Annotated in this window: 14 protein-coding genes; 12 read left to right on the top strand and 2 right to left on the bottom strand. The window is 48.5% G+C overall.

The window, feature by feature from the left end:
* Positions 1-149: 149 nt before the first annotated feature.
* Entirely contained in the window at positions 150-2,375 is a 2,226-nt protein-coding gene (locus tag IEW26_RS05630) for an endonuclease MutS2 (RefSeq protein WP_188591573.1), read from the bottom strand.
* 511 nt (positions 2,376-2,886) lie between these two features.
* On the opposite strand from IEW26_RS05630, the gene IEW26_RS05625 reads away from it, so the two are divergent.
* From IEW26_RS05625 to IEW26_RS05570, 12 genes are all read left to right on the top strand, one after another.
* Complete coding sequence (locus tag IEW26_RS05625; RefSeq protein ID WP_186323196.1) at positions 2,887-5,229, top strand: helix-turn-helix domain-containing protein; 2,343 nt, start codon at positions 2,887-2,889, stop codon at positions 5,227-5,229.
* A 294-nt stretch (positions 5,230-5,523) separates the two neighbouring features.
* Complete coding sequence (locus IEW26_RS05620) at positions 5,524-6,477, top strand: ABC transporter permease (protein ID WP_188591572.1); 954 nt, start codon at positions 5,524-5,526, stop codon at positions 6,475-6,477.
* 45 nt (positions 6,478-6,522) lie between these two features.
* Positions 6,523-7,395 (top strand): carbohydrate ABC transporter permease, encoded by an 873-nt coding sequence (locus IEW26_RS05615; RefSeq protein WP_111270102.1) that lies wholly within the window; start codon positions 6,523-6,525, stop codon positions 7,393-7,395.
* A gap of 122 nt (positions 7,396-7,517) precedes the next feature.
* Positions 7,518-9,017 carry an extracellular solute-binding protein gene (locus IEW26_RS05610; RefSeq protein WP_111270101.1) on the top strand — a complete coding sequence of 500 codons (1,500 nt, stop codon included), beginning with the start codon at positions 7,518-7,520 and terminating at the stop codon, positions 9,015-9,017.
* 23 nt (positions 9,018-9,040) lie between these two features.
* Complete coding sequence (locus IEW26_RS05605; protein WP_188591571.1) at positions 9,041-10,144, top strand: glycoside hydrolase family 88/105 protein; 1,104 nt, start codon at positions 9,041-9,043, stop codon at positions 10,142-10,144.
* Between the two features lie 123 nt (positions 10,145-10,267).
* Positions 10,268-11,800: an extracellular solute-binding protein gene (locus tag IEW26_RS05600; protein WP_188591570.1), complete on the top strand. Its 1,533-nt coding sequence runs from the start codon at positions 10,268-10,270 to the stop codon at positions 11,798-11,800.
* A gap of 162 nt (positions 11,801-11,962) precedes the next feature.
* Positions 11,963-14,059, top strand: a complete 2,097-nt coding sequence (gene pulA / locus IEW26_RS05595) for a type I pullulanase (RefSeq protein ID WP_229729670.1) — start codon at positions 11,963-11,965, stop codon at positions 14,057-14,059.
* A gap of 363 nt (positions 14,060-14,422) precedes the next feature.
* Positions 14,423-17,302, top strand: a complete 2,880-nt coding sequence (gene pulA / locus IEW26_RS05590) for a type I pullulanase (RefSeq protein ID WP_188591701.1) — start codon at positions 14,423-14,425, stop codon at positions 17,300-17,302.
* 233 nt (positions 17,303-17,535) lie between these two features.
* The gene (locus IEW26_RS05585) at positions 17,536-18,171 is read left to right on the top strand and encodes a 50S ribosomal protein L25 (protein WP_111270097.1); all 636 of its coding nucleotides are present in this window, start codon (positions 17,536-17,538) and stop codon (positions 18,169-18,171) included.
* A 230-nt stretch (positions 18,172-18,401) separates the two neighbouring features.
* Positions 18,402-18,923: a hypothetical protein gene (locus IEW26_RS05580; RefSeq protein ID WP_188591568.1), complete on the top strand. Its 522-nt coding sequence runs from the start codon at positions 18,402-18,404 to the stop codon at positions 18,921-18,923.
* Between the two features lie 312 nt (positions 18,924-19,235).
* On the top strand, positions 19,236-20,207 hold the full coding sequence (locus tag IEW26_RS05575; protein WP_145406114.1) for a helix-turn-helix transcriptional regulator: 972 nt from the start codon (positions 19,236-19,238) through the stop codon (positions 20,205-20,207).
* 37 nt (positions 20,208-20,244) lie between these two features.
* Positions 20,245-20,607, top strand: a complete 363-nt coding sequence (locus tag IEW26_RS05570) for an HIRAN domain-containing protein (RefSeq protein WP_188591567.1) — start codon at positions 20,245-20,247, stop codon at positions 20,605-20,607.
* A gap of 24 nt (positions 20,608-20,631) precedes the next feature.
* Here the strand turns inward: IEW26_RS05570 and IEW26_RS05565 are convergent, their stop codons facing one another.
* Positions 20,632-21,735 carry a glycosyltransferase family 4 protein gene (locus IEW26_RS05565; RefSeq protein ID WP_188591566.1) on the bottom strand — a complete coding sequence of 368 codons (1,104 nt, stop codon included), beginning with the start codon at positions 21,733-21,735 and terminating at the stop codon, positions 20,632-20,634.
* Between the last annotated feature and the right edge of the window lie 170 nt (positions 21,736-21,905).

Below are 21,905 nucleotides of genomic sequence, written 5' to 3'. Positions count from 1 at the left end.
TGCATTCATCCATTCCCGCCACCCGTGGTATTCTTGTTCATTCCAGTATACCAAATACAAGCGCTCATACACCGCATTTCCATTGATCATTGACTTGATTGCGGTACAAGTTACCGGGAAATGAATGTGAAGGGGCTCATCCCCCTTCCTCATTCCTCCGGTGGCAGTTCAATTTGCAGCCCTTCAATATGCTTGCGCCCCATCAGCTTGCGTTTTTTACGGTTTTCTTTGGTCTCCAGCACAATGTCCAGATCGTAGTTACCCGGGTACAGCTCATCCGCAGAGATGTGCAGCCGCAGGCGTTTCTTATGAATTTTCAGCTTGCGTCCGCGGATCAAGACCCCAATCTGACCTCGATTGTCCTCTTCTTCACTTACAATACCCGCCTGGTCCAAATAGGCCGCATAGACACGGTCCCCTTTACGAAAAGCACGAACTGGCGAGACATTAGAGCTGGCCGTATCATTGGTCTTTGGAGCAGTACCCACTGGTAAAGAATGTTGCGAAGCAGATGCCGTAGTGTCATTTGGGACAGCAGGATGCGAATTATACGCTTTAGGAACCTTGTGTTCGTGAAGGGCTGTATGCATTTCCATTTCGAGGGTCGTATGCTCTTTAGGGACGACAGCCCTGGCAAGACTTGTATCCTCCTCCACAGGGACATTATGTTCGGCAGAATCAGCTCGTTTATTAGAAGCGGTTGCCGGAGTGTGCGCTTCATTATCCGATCGCAGCTGCGGTTGCTTTGGAGCAACGTGTACAGCACTTTCTGTCAAAGCTTTACCCGACACACATTTGGAGCGGTTGATAATATGCTCAGGCATGCCCAGCTTCAGTGCGATGGAATAAGCATAGCTCTCCCCGGCTTCCCCGATACGAAGGCGATACAGAGGCTGGAGCGTGACCGTATCGAACTCCATACGTGCATTTTCAAAACCTGGTGTGGCTGCGGCAAAATGTTTAATTTCCCCGAAATGTGTTGTAGCCACAACGGTTGCTCCGCGACTGTGCAGTTCCTCCAGCATGGCTATAGAGAGTCCGACCCCTTCTCCGGGATCAGTACCTGACGCCATCTCGTCAATAAGCACAAGTGTTGAAGGATTGGCCTGCTCCAGAATCGCAATCATTTTCCGAATATGCGCCGAGAATGTGCTCAGCGCTTGCTCCATACTCTGACCATCACCGATATCGACGGCAATCTGATCATATACTGCCATCTCGCTACCTTCATCTACGGGAACAAGCAGTCCGGATTGCACCATCAGCGTCAGCAGCCCCAATGTTTTAAGTGCAACGGTTTTGCCGCCAGTGTTCGGACCTGTAATGATGAGAGAGATGTACGTATATCCGATGGAAAAATCAAGCGGAATCATGGACGGCCCCATCAGGGGATGTCTCGCTCGACGCAGTTTTACCTTACCGCAGGTATTCACTTGTACAGGCCGTCCGTCTATAGCTGCTGCATATTTGGCTTTGGCAAACAGAAAATCCAGAACACCTATCGTTTCAGTATTCAGTGTAATTTCACGGCTGTACGATTCGGTGAGGGAGGTCAGGTCACCAAGAATTTTCATTTCCTCTCTGGATTCCTCGGCCTGCAATAAGGTAAGCTCCATCTGCAGACCTGTCAGCTCGGCAGGTTCAATATATACGGTTTGCCCGCTGCCCGATTCGTCGAGCACAGCGCCTTTGACATGCTTGCGGAATTCTTTTTTGATCGGTAATACATTTCTTCCATTACGCTGGCTTACGACCTGCTCCTGCATGATCGAACGGTGTTGGTTAACGAGGGAATCCAGCTTTCGTTTCATGCGCTCTTCCGTCACGCTCATCTTTTTTCGAATACGAGCCAGTTCTTTGCTCGCCTGATCCTGAATGCTTCCATGATGGATGCAGCGTTCGATCTCACTGAGCAGTGGTTCCATTAGCATCATGGAAGCTGCATAACCGCTAACATGGGGAGCAATGCCGGATTTGCTTTCCATGTATTTCATGAGTTGTGCGCTGCTGCGGAGAAATTGCACCAGATGACTAAAATCACGTTCACTGAACAGGTAACCTGTTCCAAGCAGGTCCATAATCGTCTCCATACCATCGAGCGAAGGAATGGGTACACTTGCTCCGAGACGGACGAGAGCGGCGGCTTCTGCGGTTTCATTCAGTCGTATCTGGATCTGGCGGGCATCGGTCATCGGCTGCATTTCTCTGGCATAACGTTTGCCGAGGTACGAGAGGGCACAGTCTGCAACATGTTTTTGAACATGCTGGAAGCCCAGACTGGTCAGGGTGTGTTCGTTTGAATTTTTGATATTTGTTGCAAGGCTCTGGTTCTGGTTTTGGTTCTGAATATGATTCTGGTTTTGATCAGGATTCATGTCTAAATCTCTCCTTAATATCGTTTTTGGGGTGTTGTATTGCCAATATTCCTCATGGAAAACACAAAAAGGGCGGAGAATGAACAAACGTCATTCTCCGCCCGGAATGTATGGGAAAGCAGAGTCCATTATGGGCCTATAACGAAAAATCCGCGCTGAACACAGCGCGGAAATAGACCCGGACATTTGGCAATCCCGGAGGCGATGTTTGATTTCCGCTGTTCTTAACTAAGTACAGGGCTCTGGCGCATCATGAAATACACGTATGCCACAAGGGCACAAGCGTCATGAAATGCCAAACTCCTGAATATGAAACTTGATTAGTTAAGAACGCTCACCGACATCAAAATCTCTCCTTCAACCTGAGGAATATATATGTAATATAAGCTGGAAATCACTTCAAAGTCAATGAATCGTAATAAAGATGTGGACTTGATTATGATTGGGTTTTAAAATAACAATAGTAATTTAATCCAATGAAAGCGATTTTATTAAAAGGGAGATGCTCTTCTTGCCTAAATATCTATTGCGTCTGCTCTGCTTTACCATGATTCTTGGAGCCTTGCCAGTCATCGTAATTGGTTCCGTCTCCTATACGATTGCTTCGCGGGATATCGAACAGAAGGTGCGCGAGAGCAATCTTCAAATACTGCATCAGACCCAGATGAGGGTGGAGCAAGTATTAAGAAGTTTACAGTTATCCTCGATTCAGTACGTCAATTCACCACTGGTGCTGCGGGCGATGAAGCAACCGCTGGACAGCAGCGAATTTCAGGAGATTCGTGATCTGACCTCAGGGTTTAACAACCTGCAGGCGGTGACAAGTATTGATCAGGCATATCTTGTGAATCTGGACGAAGACTGGGTTGTGTCGATGCGTTCATTTGGCAAACTGAGTGACTTCAGCATTCGAGATCGGATTGGGACTTATCTTACATATACCAACAGTTTATTTTGGGTGACTCAGAATAAAAGCTCAGCCAAAGAGAGCGTGCCCGTATCGGCAGGCATGGGCGAGGCTTTGACGGAACAGGCCCAACCTCCAACCTTGATATCTTCCGATAACGTTGTGAGCATGGTTTTTAAAATTCCGATGGTTCCCACCAATGTCAAACCGAAAGGGTTTCTTGTCATTGATATTGCGGATGCAGAGCTCAGCAGCTTTCTGAGCCGGAATCCGAATTCCGGTGATCTGTACGTGCTGGACCAGGACCAGCAATATTTTTTGAACGATACCAATTACGGCAGCAAGTACGATCAACTGAACAAGGATATTCAAGAGAAGGTTCAGATGTCAGGTGAATCGCAGGGTTTTTTCAGTGCAGAAGTAGAAGACAAACCTGTAGCAGTCAGTTATAGACAGTCACCGCTTAATGGCTGGTTATATGTATCTGTGGTCTCTCTGGGGCAGATTACGGCCCAATCGCAGAAAATTGCTGTAGTCACCGGTGTGGCTACGTTAATCATGTTATGTGTGACAGGGCTTGTGGCGATATATGGCAGCAGGCGTATGTACTCACCCATCTCCAGACTGCTGCAATTTACCAAGGGCCTGGATTCACCTCTCCCTCCAGCAGGACGGCGTCAGGATGAGTTTATTTATATCGAGGAACGCCTGTCCACCCTGTTCAGCTCGGAGCAAACGATGCGCGAGCAGATGAAGGGGCAGCATGTGCATCTGCAGGAGTTCTTTATGACCAAGCTGCTGACAGGCAAAATATCGGAAGAGGATTTCAGATATCAGGGGGAATTATACGATTTTCCAACCGGCTGGTCACATCTGGGTGTGCTCATGCTGCAGATTGATACCCTGGAAGGTACGAGGTATGAGGAGAAGGATCGCGATCTGCTGCTGTTTGCCGTAAATAATATGGTCGGTGAGCTGCTGCCTTCTGAAATTCGCTTCACACCAGTCATGCTGGATGATGCACAGGTTACCGTGCTTGCGTCATCATTGAAGGATGAGCTGCAACTGAAGGAATGGATGCATAAACAGGCCGATTGGATACGCGAGCGGGTTGTGACCTATCTGAACCTGCCCGTAAGTATAGGCATCAGTCGAGCGTATTCCAGCATTGGAGCTACGCCTAGAGCGTATCAGGAGAGCAGAGAGGCTTTGCAGGGCAGAGTCAGCCTGGGCAGCCGGATTATTTTGCACTATGAGGATATTCAACCGAGAGGTCAGATGGAGGCTGCGCTCTACACCCAGCTGCGAATGATCGAAGATCAGTTGGCTTCAGCACTCAAGCAGGGGGATGAGGAGAAAACAGATATGTACTTCAGGCAATATTTAGGTCTGCTGGCAGACAAGAAGCTTCATTTCAGTGAATATCCCGTCATTATGGTTCAGCTGCTGTCCCGGGTATACCAGCTGGTGCAGGAGCAGGGGGGAGATGTGGCCGAAGTGCTGGGGGAGAAGGCTTCCATGGCTTACCTGCTCAAGCTGTCCACCCTGGATGAGATGACGAGCTGGTTCCGCAAGCGACTCTTTCTGCCTGTCATTCGTTTCTGGAGGGAGCAGGAGGAGTCTCAGTACATGAATATCGCTCGTCGGATGATTCGATTGATCGAGGAGCGGTATGATCGGGATTTGTCGCTGGAGGCTTGTGCGGAAGAACTGAACTTCCATCCCGTCTACCTGAGCCGGGTTTTCAAGAAGGAGGCAGGGGTGAATTTTACTGAATATCTTGCCGAGTACCGTATGGAAAAAGCCAAAACATGGCTGCAGACGACGGATCTGAAAATCGCAGAAATCGCAGAAAAATTGAATTATACCAATCCAACGGCATTCATCCGTACTTTTCGCAAAATAACAGGAACAACTCCCGGCAAGTACCGGGAGCAGCAGCGGTAAAAACAAGGCCTGCTCTGCCCGCCATGGCAGACAGGCTTTTTTGCAACATAAGCTAGATTTATCCAGGGCTGTTTCATGCTTATATGCCAGAGTTAAACGAGGAATATGCAGGTTGAAAACAGTTCATTTGGTCTGCATCCAGCCGGCCTCCAAACGCTGTAACCCTTGATACATAAGCATAAACAAGAGGCTAAAACGAGACGATAGCCAGTGATTCGATTATCAGCCACAATGGAGACATGAATTCAGGAAGTGATCTTTTGTAATCGTTTCCAACGTGGGGAGGAAGACACTATGAAAGCCGAAACGGCGGCTCGGACACGGCCCGCTACCCGCAGTGACAAAAACCTGCTGTGGAGGGACATCATCAAAAACCGGTGGCTGTATATCATGCTCATTCCGGGAGTGCTTTACTTTGTTATTTTCAAATACATACCGATGTATGGCATTACCATGGCTTTTCAGGATTACACACCGTACAAAGGTATCCTGGGGAGTGATTGGGTAGGCTTCAAACACTTCCAGCGTTTCTTTGGAGAACCGCAGTTCTGGACGTTGTTCCGAAATACGTTTTTGCTTGCCATCTATAATCTGGTTTTCTTTTTTCCACTGCCAATCGTACTTGCACTGATGATGAATGAGGTTCGGCGGGAGCGGTTCAAACGATTTGTACAGACTCTGGTTTACGTTCCACACTTTGTTTCCTGGGTCGTTGTTGTTGGTGTGTTCTACATGCTCTTCACGACAGAAGGCGGCGCCATTAATGAACTGCTTTATAATTTGACAGGGCAAAAAATAGCTTTTCTGCTTGAGCCAGGATGGTTCCGGTCCATGATTGTAGGTCAATCCATCTGGAAAGAGGTAGGCTGGGGCACGATCATTTTCCTGGCCGCACTATCTGGTGTAGATACACAGCTCTACGAAGCTGCACGGATCGACGGTGCTAACCGCTGGCGTCAGACCTGGCATATTACGCTGCCTGCGATTCGCAGTACCATCATTATTCTGCTTATTCTCCGTCTGGGCAACTTCCTGGACACAGGCTTTGAACAGATCTTCCTGATGCTGACACCGACCAATCGTGATGTGGGCGAGGTATTTGATACTTACGTTTACACCAAAGGTCTTACTCAGGCACAGTACAGCTACAGTGCTGCCGTCGGATTGTTCAAGTCGATTGTCGGACTGGCGCTGGTGCTTGGTGCGAATACGCTGGCCAAAAAATTCGGGGAGGAAGGCGTCTATTGATGCATTACAGCAGACGTTTTTCATCAGACAGGAGTGAACATTCAGATGCAACAGGATAAAACATGGGGCAACCGGATCTTTGATTTTGTGAATCATGGGTTGCTGCTGCTCATCGGCATTGTGACCGTAATCCCGTTCATTTATATTTTGGCTGTGTCCTTTACCAGCCCGCATGAAGTAGCCAAGGGAGGATTTATCCTTTTCCCAAAAGAATTCTCTTTGGCGGCATACCGTTACATTTTCTCCACGGACACCTTGATTCGCAGCTTGGGCGTTTCGGTTTACATTACCGTGGTCGGCACACTGATTAACCTGCTGTTTACGTCGCTTATGGCCTATCCGCTCTCCAGAAAATATTTGCGCGGACGCCAGCCGATTCTGCTGGGTGTGCTGTTCACGATGCTGTTTAGCGGCGGTATGATTCCAACATACTTTGTCGTTAAATCTCTGCATCTGACCGATACGCTATGGTCCCTGATGCTGCCAACGGCAATCAGTGCGTTCAACCTGATCGTGCTCAAAAACTTCTTCCAGGCCATTCCGGATGAGCTGGAGGATGCAGCGAAGATTGATGGCTGTAACGATGTTGGCGTATTGTTCCGCATTGTGCTGCCGCTGTCGATGCCAGCGATGGCTACCTTCTCCCTCTTTTACGCCGTGGCACACTGGAACAGCTTCTTCAGTGCCGTTATCTATATTAACGATAGTGAGAAGTGGCCTGTTCAGGTCTGGCTGCGTGAGATCGTCATACTGGCACAAAGCCGGATCGGTGATACGAGCATTGAAGAAACCGAAATTCAGCCGCTGACAATTCGTATGGCCGTTATCGTGTTCTCTACGATTCCGATTATGCTGGTGTATCCATTCCTGCAAAAGCATTTTGCCAAAGGAGTGATGCTTGGTTCGGTCAAAGGTTAATGGTGCTGGATTGAGAATGTACTAATGAAGTGAGATTGGGTAAATGAAGTGAGACGGATTGAGATTGGATTGAAATATTTCAATAAAGTGTGACTGTATATCCAAAGGGAGGTTTTCATGAAATGAGAGCAGTGAAAAAGAAAGCCGTAGCTGCCTTGAGCACACTGGCGTTAGTGGGCGGTTTGCTGGCAGGATGCGGATCAGATGAGGGTCAGGCTGCCGAGGGTGGCGTACAGAACATATCCATCGCTATTGCACAGGTGGGTGATGTGCCAGGCAAGGGCAACGAGGTGCAGAAGAAGATTGAAGAGTACACCAATACCAAGCTGGATATCCAGTGGATTCCCGCTTCTGCATACAATGACAAAATCAATGTCATGATTGCCTCCAGCGATATGCCCAAAATCGTCAAGGTGCAGTATAACCCGACGGTGACCAGTGCAATGCGCAATGATGTGTTCTGGGAAGTGGGGCCATTGCTGAACGATTACAAAAACCTTTCTGCCCAGAATGGACGTTTCTTTGACAACATCAAGGTTGACGGCAAAATCTACGGTGTACCGGTATTTTCTGATATTGCACGGGCAACGGTTATATACCGCAAAGACTGGTTCGACAAGCTTAATCTGAAAGTGCCAACGACACCGGATGAGTGGTACAACACGATCAAAACGTTGGCGACCTCTGACCCGGATGGAGACGGTAAGGACAATACCTTTGGATTAATGCTTTTTAAAAAGTATAACGAGGATCAATACTCCTTCACGACACGTCTCGGTGTAAGTTTCGGTGCTCCGAACAAGTGGAAGGTGGAAAGCGATGGCAGCTTCACACCTGAATTCATGACACCCGAATATAAACAGGTGATGGATTTGCTGAAACGACTGTATGAAGAGAAGCTGCTCAACCAGGACTTTGCCGTTTTTGATTCGACCGAAGCGGAGAAAAAGTACGATTCCGGCGTTGTGGGCATGCGTGTTGGTGTGGCCCAGAACGGTAAAAGCCAGCAGGAGCGTTTGTCCAAAAACAACCCGGACGGCGTTGTTGATATTGCGGGTCTGCTAGGGCCGAATGGCGATCGTGTAGCTGGACAGACAGGCAACTCCGGCATTCTTGCATTCCCGAAAGCAACGGTGAAATCAGAAGAAGAGCTGAAAAGCCTGCTTGCTTTCATTGACAAACTGATGGACCCGGAGATGGCTACACTTCTGATGCGGGGTGTGGAAGGCAAGCATTACACCAAGTTAAGTGACAATGAAGTAGAGATGAGTGACTTCGATGCGTTCCAGCGTGAAGTAAAGCCTTATCGTGATAACTTCCCTTATGTAGAGGGTTACAACGTACCTAAGCTGAAGGATACGGAGCTTGGAGAGAAGGGCACAGCCCTGGTGAAGGAGCTGGCTGAACATGCCGTGCCAAACCCTGCATTGACGCTGTATTCACCAACATACGGTGATCGCGGAGCAGACCTGGATCAGATGATTGCCGATGCACAAACCAAGTACATTATGGGCAAGATCGATCAAAGCGGCTGGGAAAAGGAAGTAGAGAACTGGGCCAAGTCTGGCGGAGACAAAATTCGTGAGGAATACGCCGAGGATTATAAAAAGCAGGCTCAATAAAAAGCAGAATCGGAGGATGAAGCATGAAGCAAACGCTGCAACATACACCTATGCGCATGGCTGACCAGTTTATGGAGAGTTACCGCAATCATGAGCTGTATTCCACCTGGCATTATGAGAACGGCTGTCTGCTGAAAGCACTGGAGGAGCTGTACGCGACCACAGGTGAGCAGAGATATTTTGATTACATCAAGGAGCTGATGGACCTCTATATTCAGGAAGATGGCTCCATTCGGTTCTACACAATAGAGGAATATAATCTGGATCAGATTAATCAGGGTAAATCACTGTTTTTCCTGCTTGAGAAAACGGGAGAAGAGAAGTATCGCAAAGCTTCCGAGCTGCTGATGACCCAGCTTAAAGGACAGCCGCGGACCCGTGAGGGTGGATTCTGGCACAAAAAGATTTATCCGTTCCAGATGTGGTTGGACGGATTGTACATGGCAACACCGTATCTGACCCAATACGGGGCAGTGAATGGTGAAGCGAAGTGGTTCGACAAGGCTGCCCTGCAGCTGCTGCTGGTCGAAGAGCGCACACGTGATGCACGAAGCGGTTTGTTATACCATGCCTGGGATGAGAGCAAGGAGCAGCGCTGGAGCTCAGGCGAGACAGGGTGCTCTCCGCATGTCTGGAGCCGGGCAGTAGGCTGGTATGTGATGGCCGTTGTAGATACGCTGGACTATTTGCCAGTGGATCATGAACAGCGCGGCCAGATTATCGGTATTTTCGAGCGGCTTGCCAATGCGCTTGTACATGTACAGGATCAGCAGACAGGGTTATGGCCGCATCTGCTCGATCAGCCGGGACGTGAGCGGAACTATCTGGAGGCGTCGGGTACGTCGATGTTCGTTTATGCTCTGGCGAAGGGTGTGCGCAAAGGTTACTTGAGCGGCAAGTTCAAAGCGATTGCGGAAAAAGGGTATCAAGGTCTGCTGCGGCATCTGCTGCAAACGGATCAGGAGGGCATGCTTTCCCTGACACAGTGCAACGGGGGAGCGGGACTTGGGGGAACGCCTTACCGTGACGGATCTTACGAATACTATGTGACCGAATCGATTCGTATCAATGATCCGAAATCGGTTGCTCCGTTTATTTTGGCAGGGGTAGAGATGGAACTGGCATAACGCTGGTTCTTTTCTTCCGATATTTATGATAGCGCATACATTTTTGAGGTTGAAGGCATCTATGAGTGGGGATGAGGGCAAGATCGCTGAACAATAGGCTTATCCAAAAAGGAGAGATGGTTCATGAGTCCAAAAGGTCCAGGAATTTCAAAGAATAATGCTATGCTTCGCATAGGAAGCTTCGTTATTGTAGGTGCGATGTCTGCCGGACTGCTGGCAGGATGCGGGGGAGAAAAGGCTCCGGCTGCAGAAGGAGGCAAGCTGCCTATTTCCATTTCATTGATGCAGGTGGGAGATGTGCCCGCCAAGGAAAATGCGATTGAGAAGAAGATTGAGGAATATACCAACACGGATGTAAACGTGCAGTGGATTCCACAGTCGGCGTTTGATGACAAGGTGAATGTCATGGTGGCATCAGGGGAGATGCCAACGATTATGCGTGTCAATTATGTGCCTACTACATTTAATGCAGCGAAGACAGGGCTGTTCTGGGAGCTCGGGCCTTATTTGAAAGACTACAAGAACTTGTCTGCCCAGTCCGAGGCTCATTTCAACAATATCAAGATCGAGGGAAAAATCTACGGCATTCCGAACTTCCGGGATATCGGCCGGACGGCGATTGTGTATCGCAAAGACTGGTTTGACAAGCTGAAGCTGGGTGTCCCGAAATCGCTGGATGACTGGTATGAGGTGATGCGTGCGATTCGCAAGGATGATCCGGATGGCAATGGCAAGGAAGATACGTACGGTGCGCTGCTGTTCAAAAAGTATAATGAGGGCGTCTCCTCACCGCTGACCCGGATTGCTGTAAGCATTGGCGGAGTTAACAAATGGGGTGTGGATGATGCTGGCAAACTGACCCCGGAATTTCTGACCACCGAATATGTGGATACGATGAAGCTGTTCAAGCGTCTGTTTAATGAGGGGCTGATTAACAGTGATTTCCCTGCACTCGACCCTTCCGATGCGGACAAAAAAATGGATTCGGGGCTCGTTGCCATGAAGCTGAACGGTGTGGCCCAGAACGGAAAATCCTCTCAGCAGCGTCTTACACCGAATGCACCGGATGGAATTATTGACGTAGCACCATTCCAGGGACCGCAAGGCATTCGCATTGCGGGTGAGCCAGGAAACTACGGCATGCTGGTCATTCCTAAGGCCTCTGTACAGGATGAAGAGCAGCTCAAAAAAGTGCTCACATTCCTGGACCAGCTGATGGACGAGGAGCTTAGCACGCTTCAGCTGCGTGGGTTGCTTGATGTACATTACAGCAAAACAGCGGATGGAAAAACGGAATTAAAAGACTTCGACGCGTATCAGCGCGAGGTCAAGCCGTATCGGGATAACCTGCTTAGCGTAGAAGGATATAATGTGCCTGAACTGGTCGATGTTCCGATTGGCATGAAAGGAACCAAGATGGCTCGTGAAAATGAGCAGTATGCCATCGCTAACCCTGCACTGACCCTGTCCTCGGAGATTTACACTGAGCGTGGTCAGGAACTGGATCAGATGATCTGGGATGCACAGACCAAATACATCATGGGTAAAATTGATGATGCTGGCTGGGAGCAGGAAGTTGCCAGCTGGAGAAAAGCAGGCGGTGACCAGCTCATTACTGAACTGGAGGCATCGTATAAAGAGCTGAATGGTAAATAAAACAGGATCAAACCTGCGAGAAAGCAGCTGTGATGGAAGTATACATCACGGCTGCTTCTTTTTGAGCTAATCTATTATGGCTTATCCGTAGAACGGGTATAAAGGGTAAAGAGCCCTCTTTTTATAAACACTTATTACACTTAACTCGCCGAGAGGAGAACGATGATGATTGACGACAAGAAGAGACAGCCAGCCGCCAAAAAAGCGAGTTCAGTCCAGATCACTGCTGCATATGAAGGAGAAGATCTCGGGGTTACACTTGGAGAGAATCTGTGCGTTTTCAAGGTTTGGTCTCCAGCGGCCGTTCAGATGCAGGTTCTTCTATATCCGCCACTAACAGGCGAAAGTTCTGATGAACATTCAGAACAAATGAAGCAGCAGGTTATGCCGATGCAGTCCAATGAGCAGGGGGTGTGGATTCTTGATCTAGCGGGGGAGTGGCGAGGTTATCGTTATATGTTCCGGCCCACCTTTGCCAATGGAACCTCAACTACAGCCGTTGATCCTTATGCACGAGCAGTTACCATGAATGGGGAGATGGGGGTTATCGTAGATATGGAGCAGACCCATCCTGAAGCATGGCATGAGGACCAGCGCCCGGAGTTGCATCATGCCACCGATGCTGTGCTGTACGAGCTGCACGTTCGGGACTTTTCCATTCATCCCTCATCAGGCATCGTGAACAAAGGCAAATATCTGGCATTCACGGAAACGGGGCTGCGTGATGAAGCAGGCCATACCCTTGGCATTGATCATCTGGCTGAACTGGGCATTACGCATGTGCACCTGATGCCTGTTTTTGATTTTGCCACGGTAGATGAAGCAAGTGTAAATGATCATATGCATGATGCTTCCAACTATAACTGGGGATATGATCCACTGCATTACAATGTGCCGGAAGGCTCGTATGCATCACGTGCAGACGAGCCCGAGACACGTATTCGTGAATTCAAGTCCATGATTGCTGCACTCCACCGTAAAGGGATCGGGGTCATTATGGATGTAGTTTATAACCATACATTTGATACAGCAGGCAGCTCGTTTGAGAAGCTGGTTCCCGGCTATTATTATCGCCAGCATGCAGATGGAACCTATAGCAACGGTTCAGGCACCGGGAATGAGGTGGCAACAGAACGAGCGATGGTTCGCAAGTTTATCATTGATTCGGTTCGATTCTGGGCCGAGCAGTATCATGTGGATGGTTTTCGTTTTGACCTGATGGGGCTGATGGATATTACCACCATGAAACAGCTTGCCTCTGAGCTGCATACTCGCGTGTCGCCTTCCATCCTGTTATACGGGGAACCTTGGGGAGCGCTGGAATCCCCGCTGGCAGATGAGATGATCTTGAAGGGAACGCAGCGCGGAGCAGGTTTTGCAGTATTCAACGACAATTTCCGAGGCGTCATTAAAGGGGATAGTGATGGAGATGGCAAAGGGTTTGCGACAGGTGAAGAAGGGAAGGCAGCCGATTTATGGACAGGGGTGCAAGGGTCTATTCATGATTTTGCGGAAGCACCAGCCGAGACGATTAATTATGTAACCGTACATGATAATCTCAATCTGTGGGATAAGGTTGCACGAACACAGGGTTTGCAGGAGGTGCTGGGTTTTCTGCAGTATAACGAGGATGGAAGCCTAAAGGGCTGCAGCAGCGTGGAGGAGGCGGTGAGGAAGGCCAATCCCTATCTTCAGGTCGATCCGCATGATGTACTTGGGAACGAGACGGTAAGACGCTGTCTGCTTGCGAACGGCATTGTATTGACCTCACAAGGTATTCCCCTGATTGCGGCTGGAGACGAGCTGCTGCGCAGCAAATACGGGGATATGAACAGCCATCAGAGCGGAGATATGGTTAATGCGATCCATTGGGAACAGAAACAGCGGTTTAAGCCGGTGTTCGACTACTACCGGGGGCTGATTCAGCTGCGGCGGGAGCATCCGGCATTTCGCCTGCGTACACGCGAAGCGATTGAGCAGTATGTTTGTCTTTTGCATCAAGAAGAAGGACTTCTTGCTTATGAGCTGCAAGGTGCTGCGGTGGAGGATATATGGCAGCGGATAGTAGTGATCTATAATGCGGCCATGCGTGCTCGCTTGATCCCCATCCCTTCAGGTGTGTGGAATGTCGCTGTTGAAGATGGGCGAGTGGATGCGCATTCGCTTCGTACTGTGCAAGATCGTCAGAACGGCTATTACGGAGAAAACGGAAAGATCAAGGTCAAAGGTTTATCTATGACCATTTTATATTCAGTATAATATTTCATTCGGTTACATGAGTAATATCTGTTTCAAAATATATACAGGATAATGTAGTAAACATGTATGATATGCCTATGCGTCAAGACACTCTCTTGCAGGTTTGAGGGAGTGTTTTTTTGTTTGTACAGGTACAGAAGCTGTCAACCACAGCGCTTGTTTACATATGCTGTAGATGAAAGCGATTGCTCATTGAAAGCCCAATGAGAGCCCAATTAAAGCTCTTAAAAGCCCGATTAACGCTCATCGAATACGTCGCTTTGACCGATATGTTCAGTACAGACAACCCCGGGTTGACAAATGGCTTCCAGCTTCGTAACATCGGGAAAACACGAAATTAAAGGATATAAAGGCGGTGGCATGATGCCGGAATGGACTTCTTTTCGTTATGAAGGCAGCGACCTTGGCTTAACTTATACCTGTGCTGCGAGTACGTTCAAACTGTGGGCGCCCACAGCACAGCTGGTCCATATATTGATTTTCGAAAATGAAGGTGAGTATGACGAGCTCGGGTTTGTAACCGGGCATGATGAGGGCCGGGCATATGAGATGGTCCGTGATGCAGATGGCATCTGGCAGGCGACGCTTGCGGGCGACTGGGCAGGACACTTTTATATGTACCGTATCGTTCATGATAATCAGCGAGAGCATATCGTTGCAGACCCGTACAGCAAAGCCGTTACAGCGAATGGACAGCGTACGGCAATCATTAATTGGAGCGAGACACATCCAGAGGGTTGGGATGAGGATGTAAAGCCCGCGTTTGTGCACCCGGTTGATGCCATTATCTATGAACTGCATGTTCGTGATTTCTCTTCTGATCCTTATGCAGAACTTCCGTATAAAGGGAAATATCTGGCTTTTACAGCGACCGGACTTACAGATCAGGCAGGCAACCGGATCGGGATTGACCATCTGACCGAGCTCGGTGTTACTCATGTTCATTTACTTCCTGTCGCCGATTATCAGACGGTAAACGAGCTGGCGACTGCGAATCCCGATATCAATGTCAAAGCCCCCTACAACTGGGGGTATGACCCGCAGCATTACAATGTGCCTGAAGGTTCGTATGCGACCGATCCACGCGACCCCGCTGTCCGCATCCGCGAGTTCAAAACGATGATTCAGTCGATGCACAGGCAGGGGCTGCGCGTTGTGCTGGATGTTGTTTATAACCATACGTATAGCGTGGAAAAGGGCCCTTTTGAGCGAATTGTCCCGGGTTACTTCTATCGTCATTATGAGGATGGTACACTCAGCAACGGCTCTGGCGTGGGTAATGAACTGGCGACAGAACGCCCGATGGTACGAAAATATATTCTGGATTCATTACGTTACTGGGCCGAGGAATATCATATTGACGGGTTCAGATTTGATCTGATGGCATTGATTGATCAGGATACGATGATTGAACTGACCCGTGAATTAAGAGAACTGATGCATGATCCCGCCTTTCTGATCTATGGAGAGCCTTGGACTGGCGGTGCTTCTCCACTGACACGCCAAACCCTCAAAGGAACGCAGCGAGGTCAGGGCTTTGCTGTATTCAATGATCATTTTCGCAGTGCAATCAAGGGAGACAGTGACGGCAGCGGAAGGGGATTCGCTACAGGAGCTGAGGGTCAGGAGCATGCCATTATGCAGGGTGCTGCAGGGGCAATGGACGATTTCGCCTCTTCTCCTGCTGAAACCGTTAATTATGTAACCGCTCATGATAACCTGAATCTATGGGATAAAATTGCAACCTGCCTTGATCTGCGTCATGATCTGGGTTTTCCCGTATGGAAAGACGGTCAGCCGATAGGCGGCGGCAGCGCAGAATCTGCGGTGAAAGCAGCCGATGCTTATCGGTATGTGCACGAAGCTCATCTGATGGAGAGTGAGATGGTTCGCCGTTCGCTGCTTGCTTCCGGCATCCTGCTTACGTCACAGGGGATACCGTTTCTGCATGCCGGAGATGAAATATTAAGGTCCAAGGCCGGAGACCATAACAGCTATCGCAGCGGCGATGCAGTGAACAGGATAACATGGGCGAATAAAGAGCGCTTCAGACCTGTCTTTGACTATTATCGAGGGTTAATTCATCTGCGGCGCACACATCCGGCATTTCGCATGACGGAGGCAGAGCAGGTACGCAGGCATCTTCGGGTTATTCGTACAGATGGAAACGTAGTGGCCTATATGCTTGAGCAGGGGGCTAACGGGGATTCGTGGCATCAAATTATGATCATTTATAATGGCTGTGATGAGGCTCAGACAATTCACCTGCATGAGGGAGAATGGAAGGTGGTTGTGAACCACCATACGGCTGGCACGGACGTACTGGAGACAGTCACAGGAGAGGTTCAGGTGGAACGATGGTCGCTTATGGTCCTGTATGATCAGGAGCATGCAATCGGGGCAGAACCTGCTGCGCTGGATATTGGCATTCCGCGGCGGGTATTTGCACCACAGGAGATAACGCAACTGCGAGCCGTTGTGAGAGACAGTATGGGAAATGTATTGGAAAATATGCATGTGCTGTGGAGTTCGTCCGAACCGGACATTGTGCATATGGATAACGACGGTACGATGCATACGAAGACCCGGGGCACCGCAACAATCACGGCCGTTTGCGGCCAGATCACAGCGTCCTGCATGGTGCAGGTCGAGGCCCGGTTTGCAGATCGAATCGAGATTGTAGGTGAATCGGTATTATACACGACACGAATCAGTCGTTTTCGGGCACTGGTGCTGGATCAATACGGGCAGCCCCTGACAGATGCACATATCCGCTGGAGTTCTTCACATTCGGATATAGCGGCTGTGAGCCATGCTGGCCTTGTTAGAGGGGTGACGGCAGGCACGTCACATATTATCGCAGAAGCCGGGAATGTCCGGGCTGTATATAATGTAACGGTTCACAGACATCTGTCGCGAGTGATCACCATCCGATATGAACGAGAGGATCACTGTTACGATGGCTGGGATGTCTGGGTATGGGGTACAGGCATGCAGGACGGTGCGTTTCGTTTGGAACGGGCAGGCAGTGGGGCTGAGGCGCGATTCCGTGTGGCTCCAGGTCTGCATCATTTGGGCTTTATCATTCGCCTGAATGAATGGGAGGCCAAGGATACGTGTGGAGACCGCTATGTGGATATCGCGCCTGAGGATGGTGACGTGCAGATTAACGTGCGGAGCGGATCAGATGAGATGCACATTATGCGCGAGTCTCGTGACAATGATGACCTGAATAGCGCTTGAGTGAACTGACAGCTGGAAGCAATTCCGGCTGTTTTTTGTGCATAAAAAAGAGTGAAATAACAAAAAAAGGGTAAAATCTTCGGTTTAATGTTTTAGATGCGAGGTCATTGGGGTAAATATAGATATGGCCCAACATACGGCCTTCGAAAAAAGGCCATTCCGGTCTAATAGAGAAGATGCAGAGCTTGCCAACAAAATCAAAGTAGGGAACCCTTGAAGGAGGATGTTCAATCATGAAATCCAACGGAAAAATGGCTCAACTTACAGCAACTCCAAGAACAGAAAAGAAAGGTGCAGCATTGCGCCTGTTAAGACAAGGTGGACGAGTTCCTGCCGTTGTATACGGACCGGGACAAGAAGGCGCCGCCATACATGTGGACGAGAAAGAAGTGCTTAAAGTGGCACGTACAGGCCGCTCCGAGATGTTTAACCTGAATGTGGAGGGTGGCAAAACGATTCCTGTGCTGATCAAGGATCAGCAGGAGCGCAACGGTCGTCTGCTGCACGTAGACTTTTTGCAGATTTCCAAAAACAAACCGATCACTGTAAGTGTATCGATTGATTTTCAGGGAACTGCTGCCGGCTCCAAAGCAGGCGGTGTATTCCAGACACAGGAAACGCAGCTGGAAGTGGAAGGTTTGCCAGCTGACCTGCCAACCTCCATTGAAGTTGACGTCAGCGGCCTGGAGATTGGTGACCGTCTTACCGCAGGTGAGATCAAGCTCGATAAGGGCCTGACTTTGGTCACGTCACCCGATTCTATTGTGGCTTCGGTGATGCCGCCACAAGCTGCTGAAGAGGAGCCAACAGCTTCTGCCGATGAAGCACAGCCGGAGGCCAAGGCAGAGGGCGAAGCCGCAGAAGAATAATTGAACGCTGGCATCCTGCCGGATGCTCGTTGAACAGATCAAGCTCAGTCCACATGTTGTGGGCTGGGCTTTTCTTCTTTTTACAGCAGGGTTCAGCTATCATTGGAATAACGGAGGGAATTGTGGTACAACGTGAAGACGGACGAAATTGAGAAAACGAAGCAAGCGAAGAAAAGAGAAAAAGAAAAAGAAAAAGAAAAAGATAAAGATAAAGAAAGCAGGTTTTCTGTATGTTTGATCCTACCATCTACGATAATCTCAAAGTAGCCATTGAAAATTATATTTACGATCTGGACAATCTGGATGAACGCATTCATGTCACTCATCGAAGAGATCAACTCGACATGGCCAGCATGTCCAGAGTATTTACCCTGCAATTTTGTCTCAGAGAGCAAGCTGGCATTTCTGCTGAACTGGTGCTGAAAAGTGCGCTGGAGGATACGGCCGCAGAAATTCTGGAGACACCAGGCAGCCATCCTGGTTGTAGTCTGGAGCTTTGCTTTGAACTTGTTACGACGAAGCAGCCGGATTTTCTTTGTCATGGCATTCAGGCTATCCTGCAGGAAAATTGGCCAACTCAGCGGACTGTACAACAAATTCATTACGTATTTGGCGAGACGCCGACAACATTCACCATTGCCTCCAGCGTGTGTTTTGATCGCAAAGTGAATGAAGAGCAGATGCAGGATATCCCGGATCTATGTGATCACATGCTTCATGCACTGCACAGTTTGGGTAAAATGGAAAAATAAAGAATTTTAAAAAGATGAAAAACAAAAATGTATCGTATAAATTGAACTTTTCAAAGCCCTGCCTCGTTTAGAATCAGGGCTTTTTGCATTATTTTTAGATTTTTGTATAGGCTTTCAGGCTTAGGTGAACTCGATTTTGGGTTATTAATTTACGCAAGCGAGTAAGAGAATGTATATTAAAAGGGGGGAAAAGTGCAACTGAACTAGCAATAAAAGGTGAATTTGCGAAAACTTATTTGGGACTAAAGATTTAGATATGAACTAAAGGAACTAGTTTTCCTTGCCGATAAAATATCGAAGGGGAGAAACTACATGACAGAGAAATTAATTCGTCTGCTGCGTATACTTCAGGCTATACAAGCTAATCCCGGAATCTCTGCTAAGGAATTGGCCCTGAAATGCGGTACAACTGTACGTACAATTTATCGTGATCTCCGGATTTTGGACAGGGTTGCTCCCATAATGAACGAAGGATATGGAAAGGGCTATCGATTTATTGGTGAATTCGCGATGTATCCGCTAGATTTTACCCAACAGGAGGCCATGCTTTTTTGCATGCTTCCGGCCTTGGTCGATACTTCTAAATTACCTGCTGAGTTTGATTCAGCTTTTGATAAAGTTATATCGGCACACACCAAACTTAAAACAAGGAATAGTGAAATTGTGGAAAATATTGCTGGCATCATCCGAATGGGAATACCTGCATACCGTGAGGAAGGGAAGGATCCCAACCTGTTAATCCCTATCATGGAGGCAATTATAGATGGGAGGACAATCCAGGCTCAATATCATACGCTCGCCAATAATGAGATTACATTTCGACATATTGACCCTTATTATCTGGTGCCGCGCGATCAACGTTTCTATCTGATAGGATATTGTCATCTGCAGCAGAAAGTTCGTTTGTTTCGCATCAGCCGTTTTCTCGATGTTACAAAAACCAATGCTGTATTTGATATGGGTGATTTCAACATAAATCAGTATATGAAAAATACCTGGTCCGTGGATCGGGGTGACGAACATATTCATTTTAAGGTGAGATTCTCTGAAAAAGTTGCCCCCTACATAAAAGAAGAAGAGATGTTTGTTCGTCCGCGCATGACAGATCTTGCGGATGGCGGCTTGTTGTTTGAGGTAACTCTGAATAGCAGTCGTGAATTTTTGAAGTGGTTATATCAGTTTGGTCCTGAGGCGGAGGTGCTTGAACCCCGCGAATATCGAAAAGAGATTCGTAAACAACTTTTGGCATGGCTGGAACGATATGAGGATGAAGAGGCACTCTAGTCACCATAGGAAATAACGGAATAAAAGGAGTAGTTATATGAGTGTGAAAATATTTGCTGCAGTAAGTGGCATGGATAATTATCATGGAGCTCAGGCATTTCATGTAGGAGATACGCTGTATCTTGTAAAAGACCCCGATAATCGCCTGGATCACCAGGCAATTAAAGTGGTTGTACCACCAATCGGAGAGGTAGGATACATTATCAACCATCCGGGCAAGGTCCCTCATGGCTGCTGGACCGGGGCGGGATTCTATGAAGCCTTCTATCAGCAAACCTGTGCAAAAGTGAGATTTATGATGAAGGATATGCTCATTATTGAATTGATTGAGATTACACATGTACCTGTGCCACAGATGGATTCAATGATCGCGGATTGGCAGTTTCGTGAGAAAGCCTGAGTATCGATGAAAATAGAAAAAGGCTCATGCACGGATGAGCCTTGTGTAGGCAGCCTCCAGGTGCATGGCTGTCCTTGCCCAGCTGAATTGGGCAGCAGCGGTTTCACGTCCGCATTCCCCAAGCGATTGTGCAAGAGCAGGGCTGCTTGCCAGCTGAGATAAAGCGGCTGCGAACGGCTGCGGCTTTCCGTAGCCGGATATCAAATATCCGTTCTTTCCCGATTGAATGATTTCACGAATCCCCCCATTATCGGAAGCAATGACGGGAATGCCGGAGGCCATCGCTTCCACATTAACGAGGCCAAAGGCTTCATGGTTCTGTGAAGGGCATACGAGACAGTCCACGCTTCGGTAGAGCTGATCAATCTGCTCATGTTTCATCTGACCGAGAAAGACCACCTGAACATTATATTTACGTGCCAATTTACGCAGGTAGCGTATAAATTGCTGAGGTCCCTTACCTGCAATGACCAGCTGGACAGTCAGATGTTTCTGTAAGAGAGCAATGGCACGGATAAGAACATCGACCCCTTTGCCAGGAATTACTCTACCGACATACAGCACAGTGAAACGATCGGTTAAGCCAACATTTTTGCGCAAACGAAGCTGTTCATCTCTGTTAACTGCTGGTCTGAATCGCTCAACATCCGTACCTAGGGGGACAACATGCAGACGCGATTTGATAGCAGGAAAACGCTGAGAGAGTCTGCGCTTTAAAGAGTGGCTGTTCACAGCTATGCAATCCGCTTTTTTGAGTGCGGCCACCTTCCCTGGGCCGGGTTTAACGAATGTAAGAGAGTGAAGATAGAGCACAACGGGGATGTGGGGAAATGCCTTTTTAATCGCTGCCATACTGTGGGGTCTGTTATCCACTTGAATAACGTGCAACTCCAGTGTATGCAGCAAGCGAATAACAGATCGTGTATAGTCAGCCGCATGGGTAGCGGAGACACGTCTGATGGTGATCTGGTCAATCCGCTCCATCGCCGGAGAGCCTTTGACAGAACGACTTATAATGGTTACCTGATGACGACGGGCAAGCTCGCGTGCAATGCTCAAAATACAGATTTCGACTGAACCATTGCCGGGTAGAGGCAGTTTCTCTGGTGCTATCATGACGATTTGCATGTTTCGCTCCTCCTTGTCCGACCTGGGTAACAACCTTCGTTATGTATTGTATGTGTGAAGCAGCCATTTGGCTCCTGTGCGTCGCTTGAACATAGCAGTGGTCAACGCTTCATACATGGAATATTATGCTGTCGACCTGTGCTGCAGATTGGAAGTGCTTTTGTGATATA

This window comes from Paenibacillus silvae (assembly GCF_014639235.1).
GTDB lineage: Bacteria > Bacillota > Bacilli > Paenibacillales > Paenibacillaceae > Paenibacillus > Paenibacillus silvae.
The sequence above is the reverse complement of the archived record's forward strand: the minus strand, read 5'-3'. Positions and strand labels throughout refer to the sequence as shown.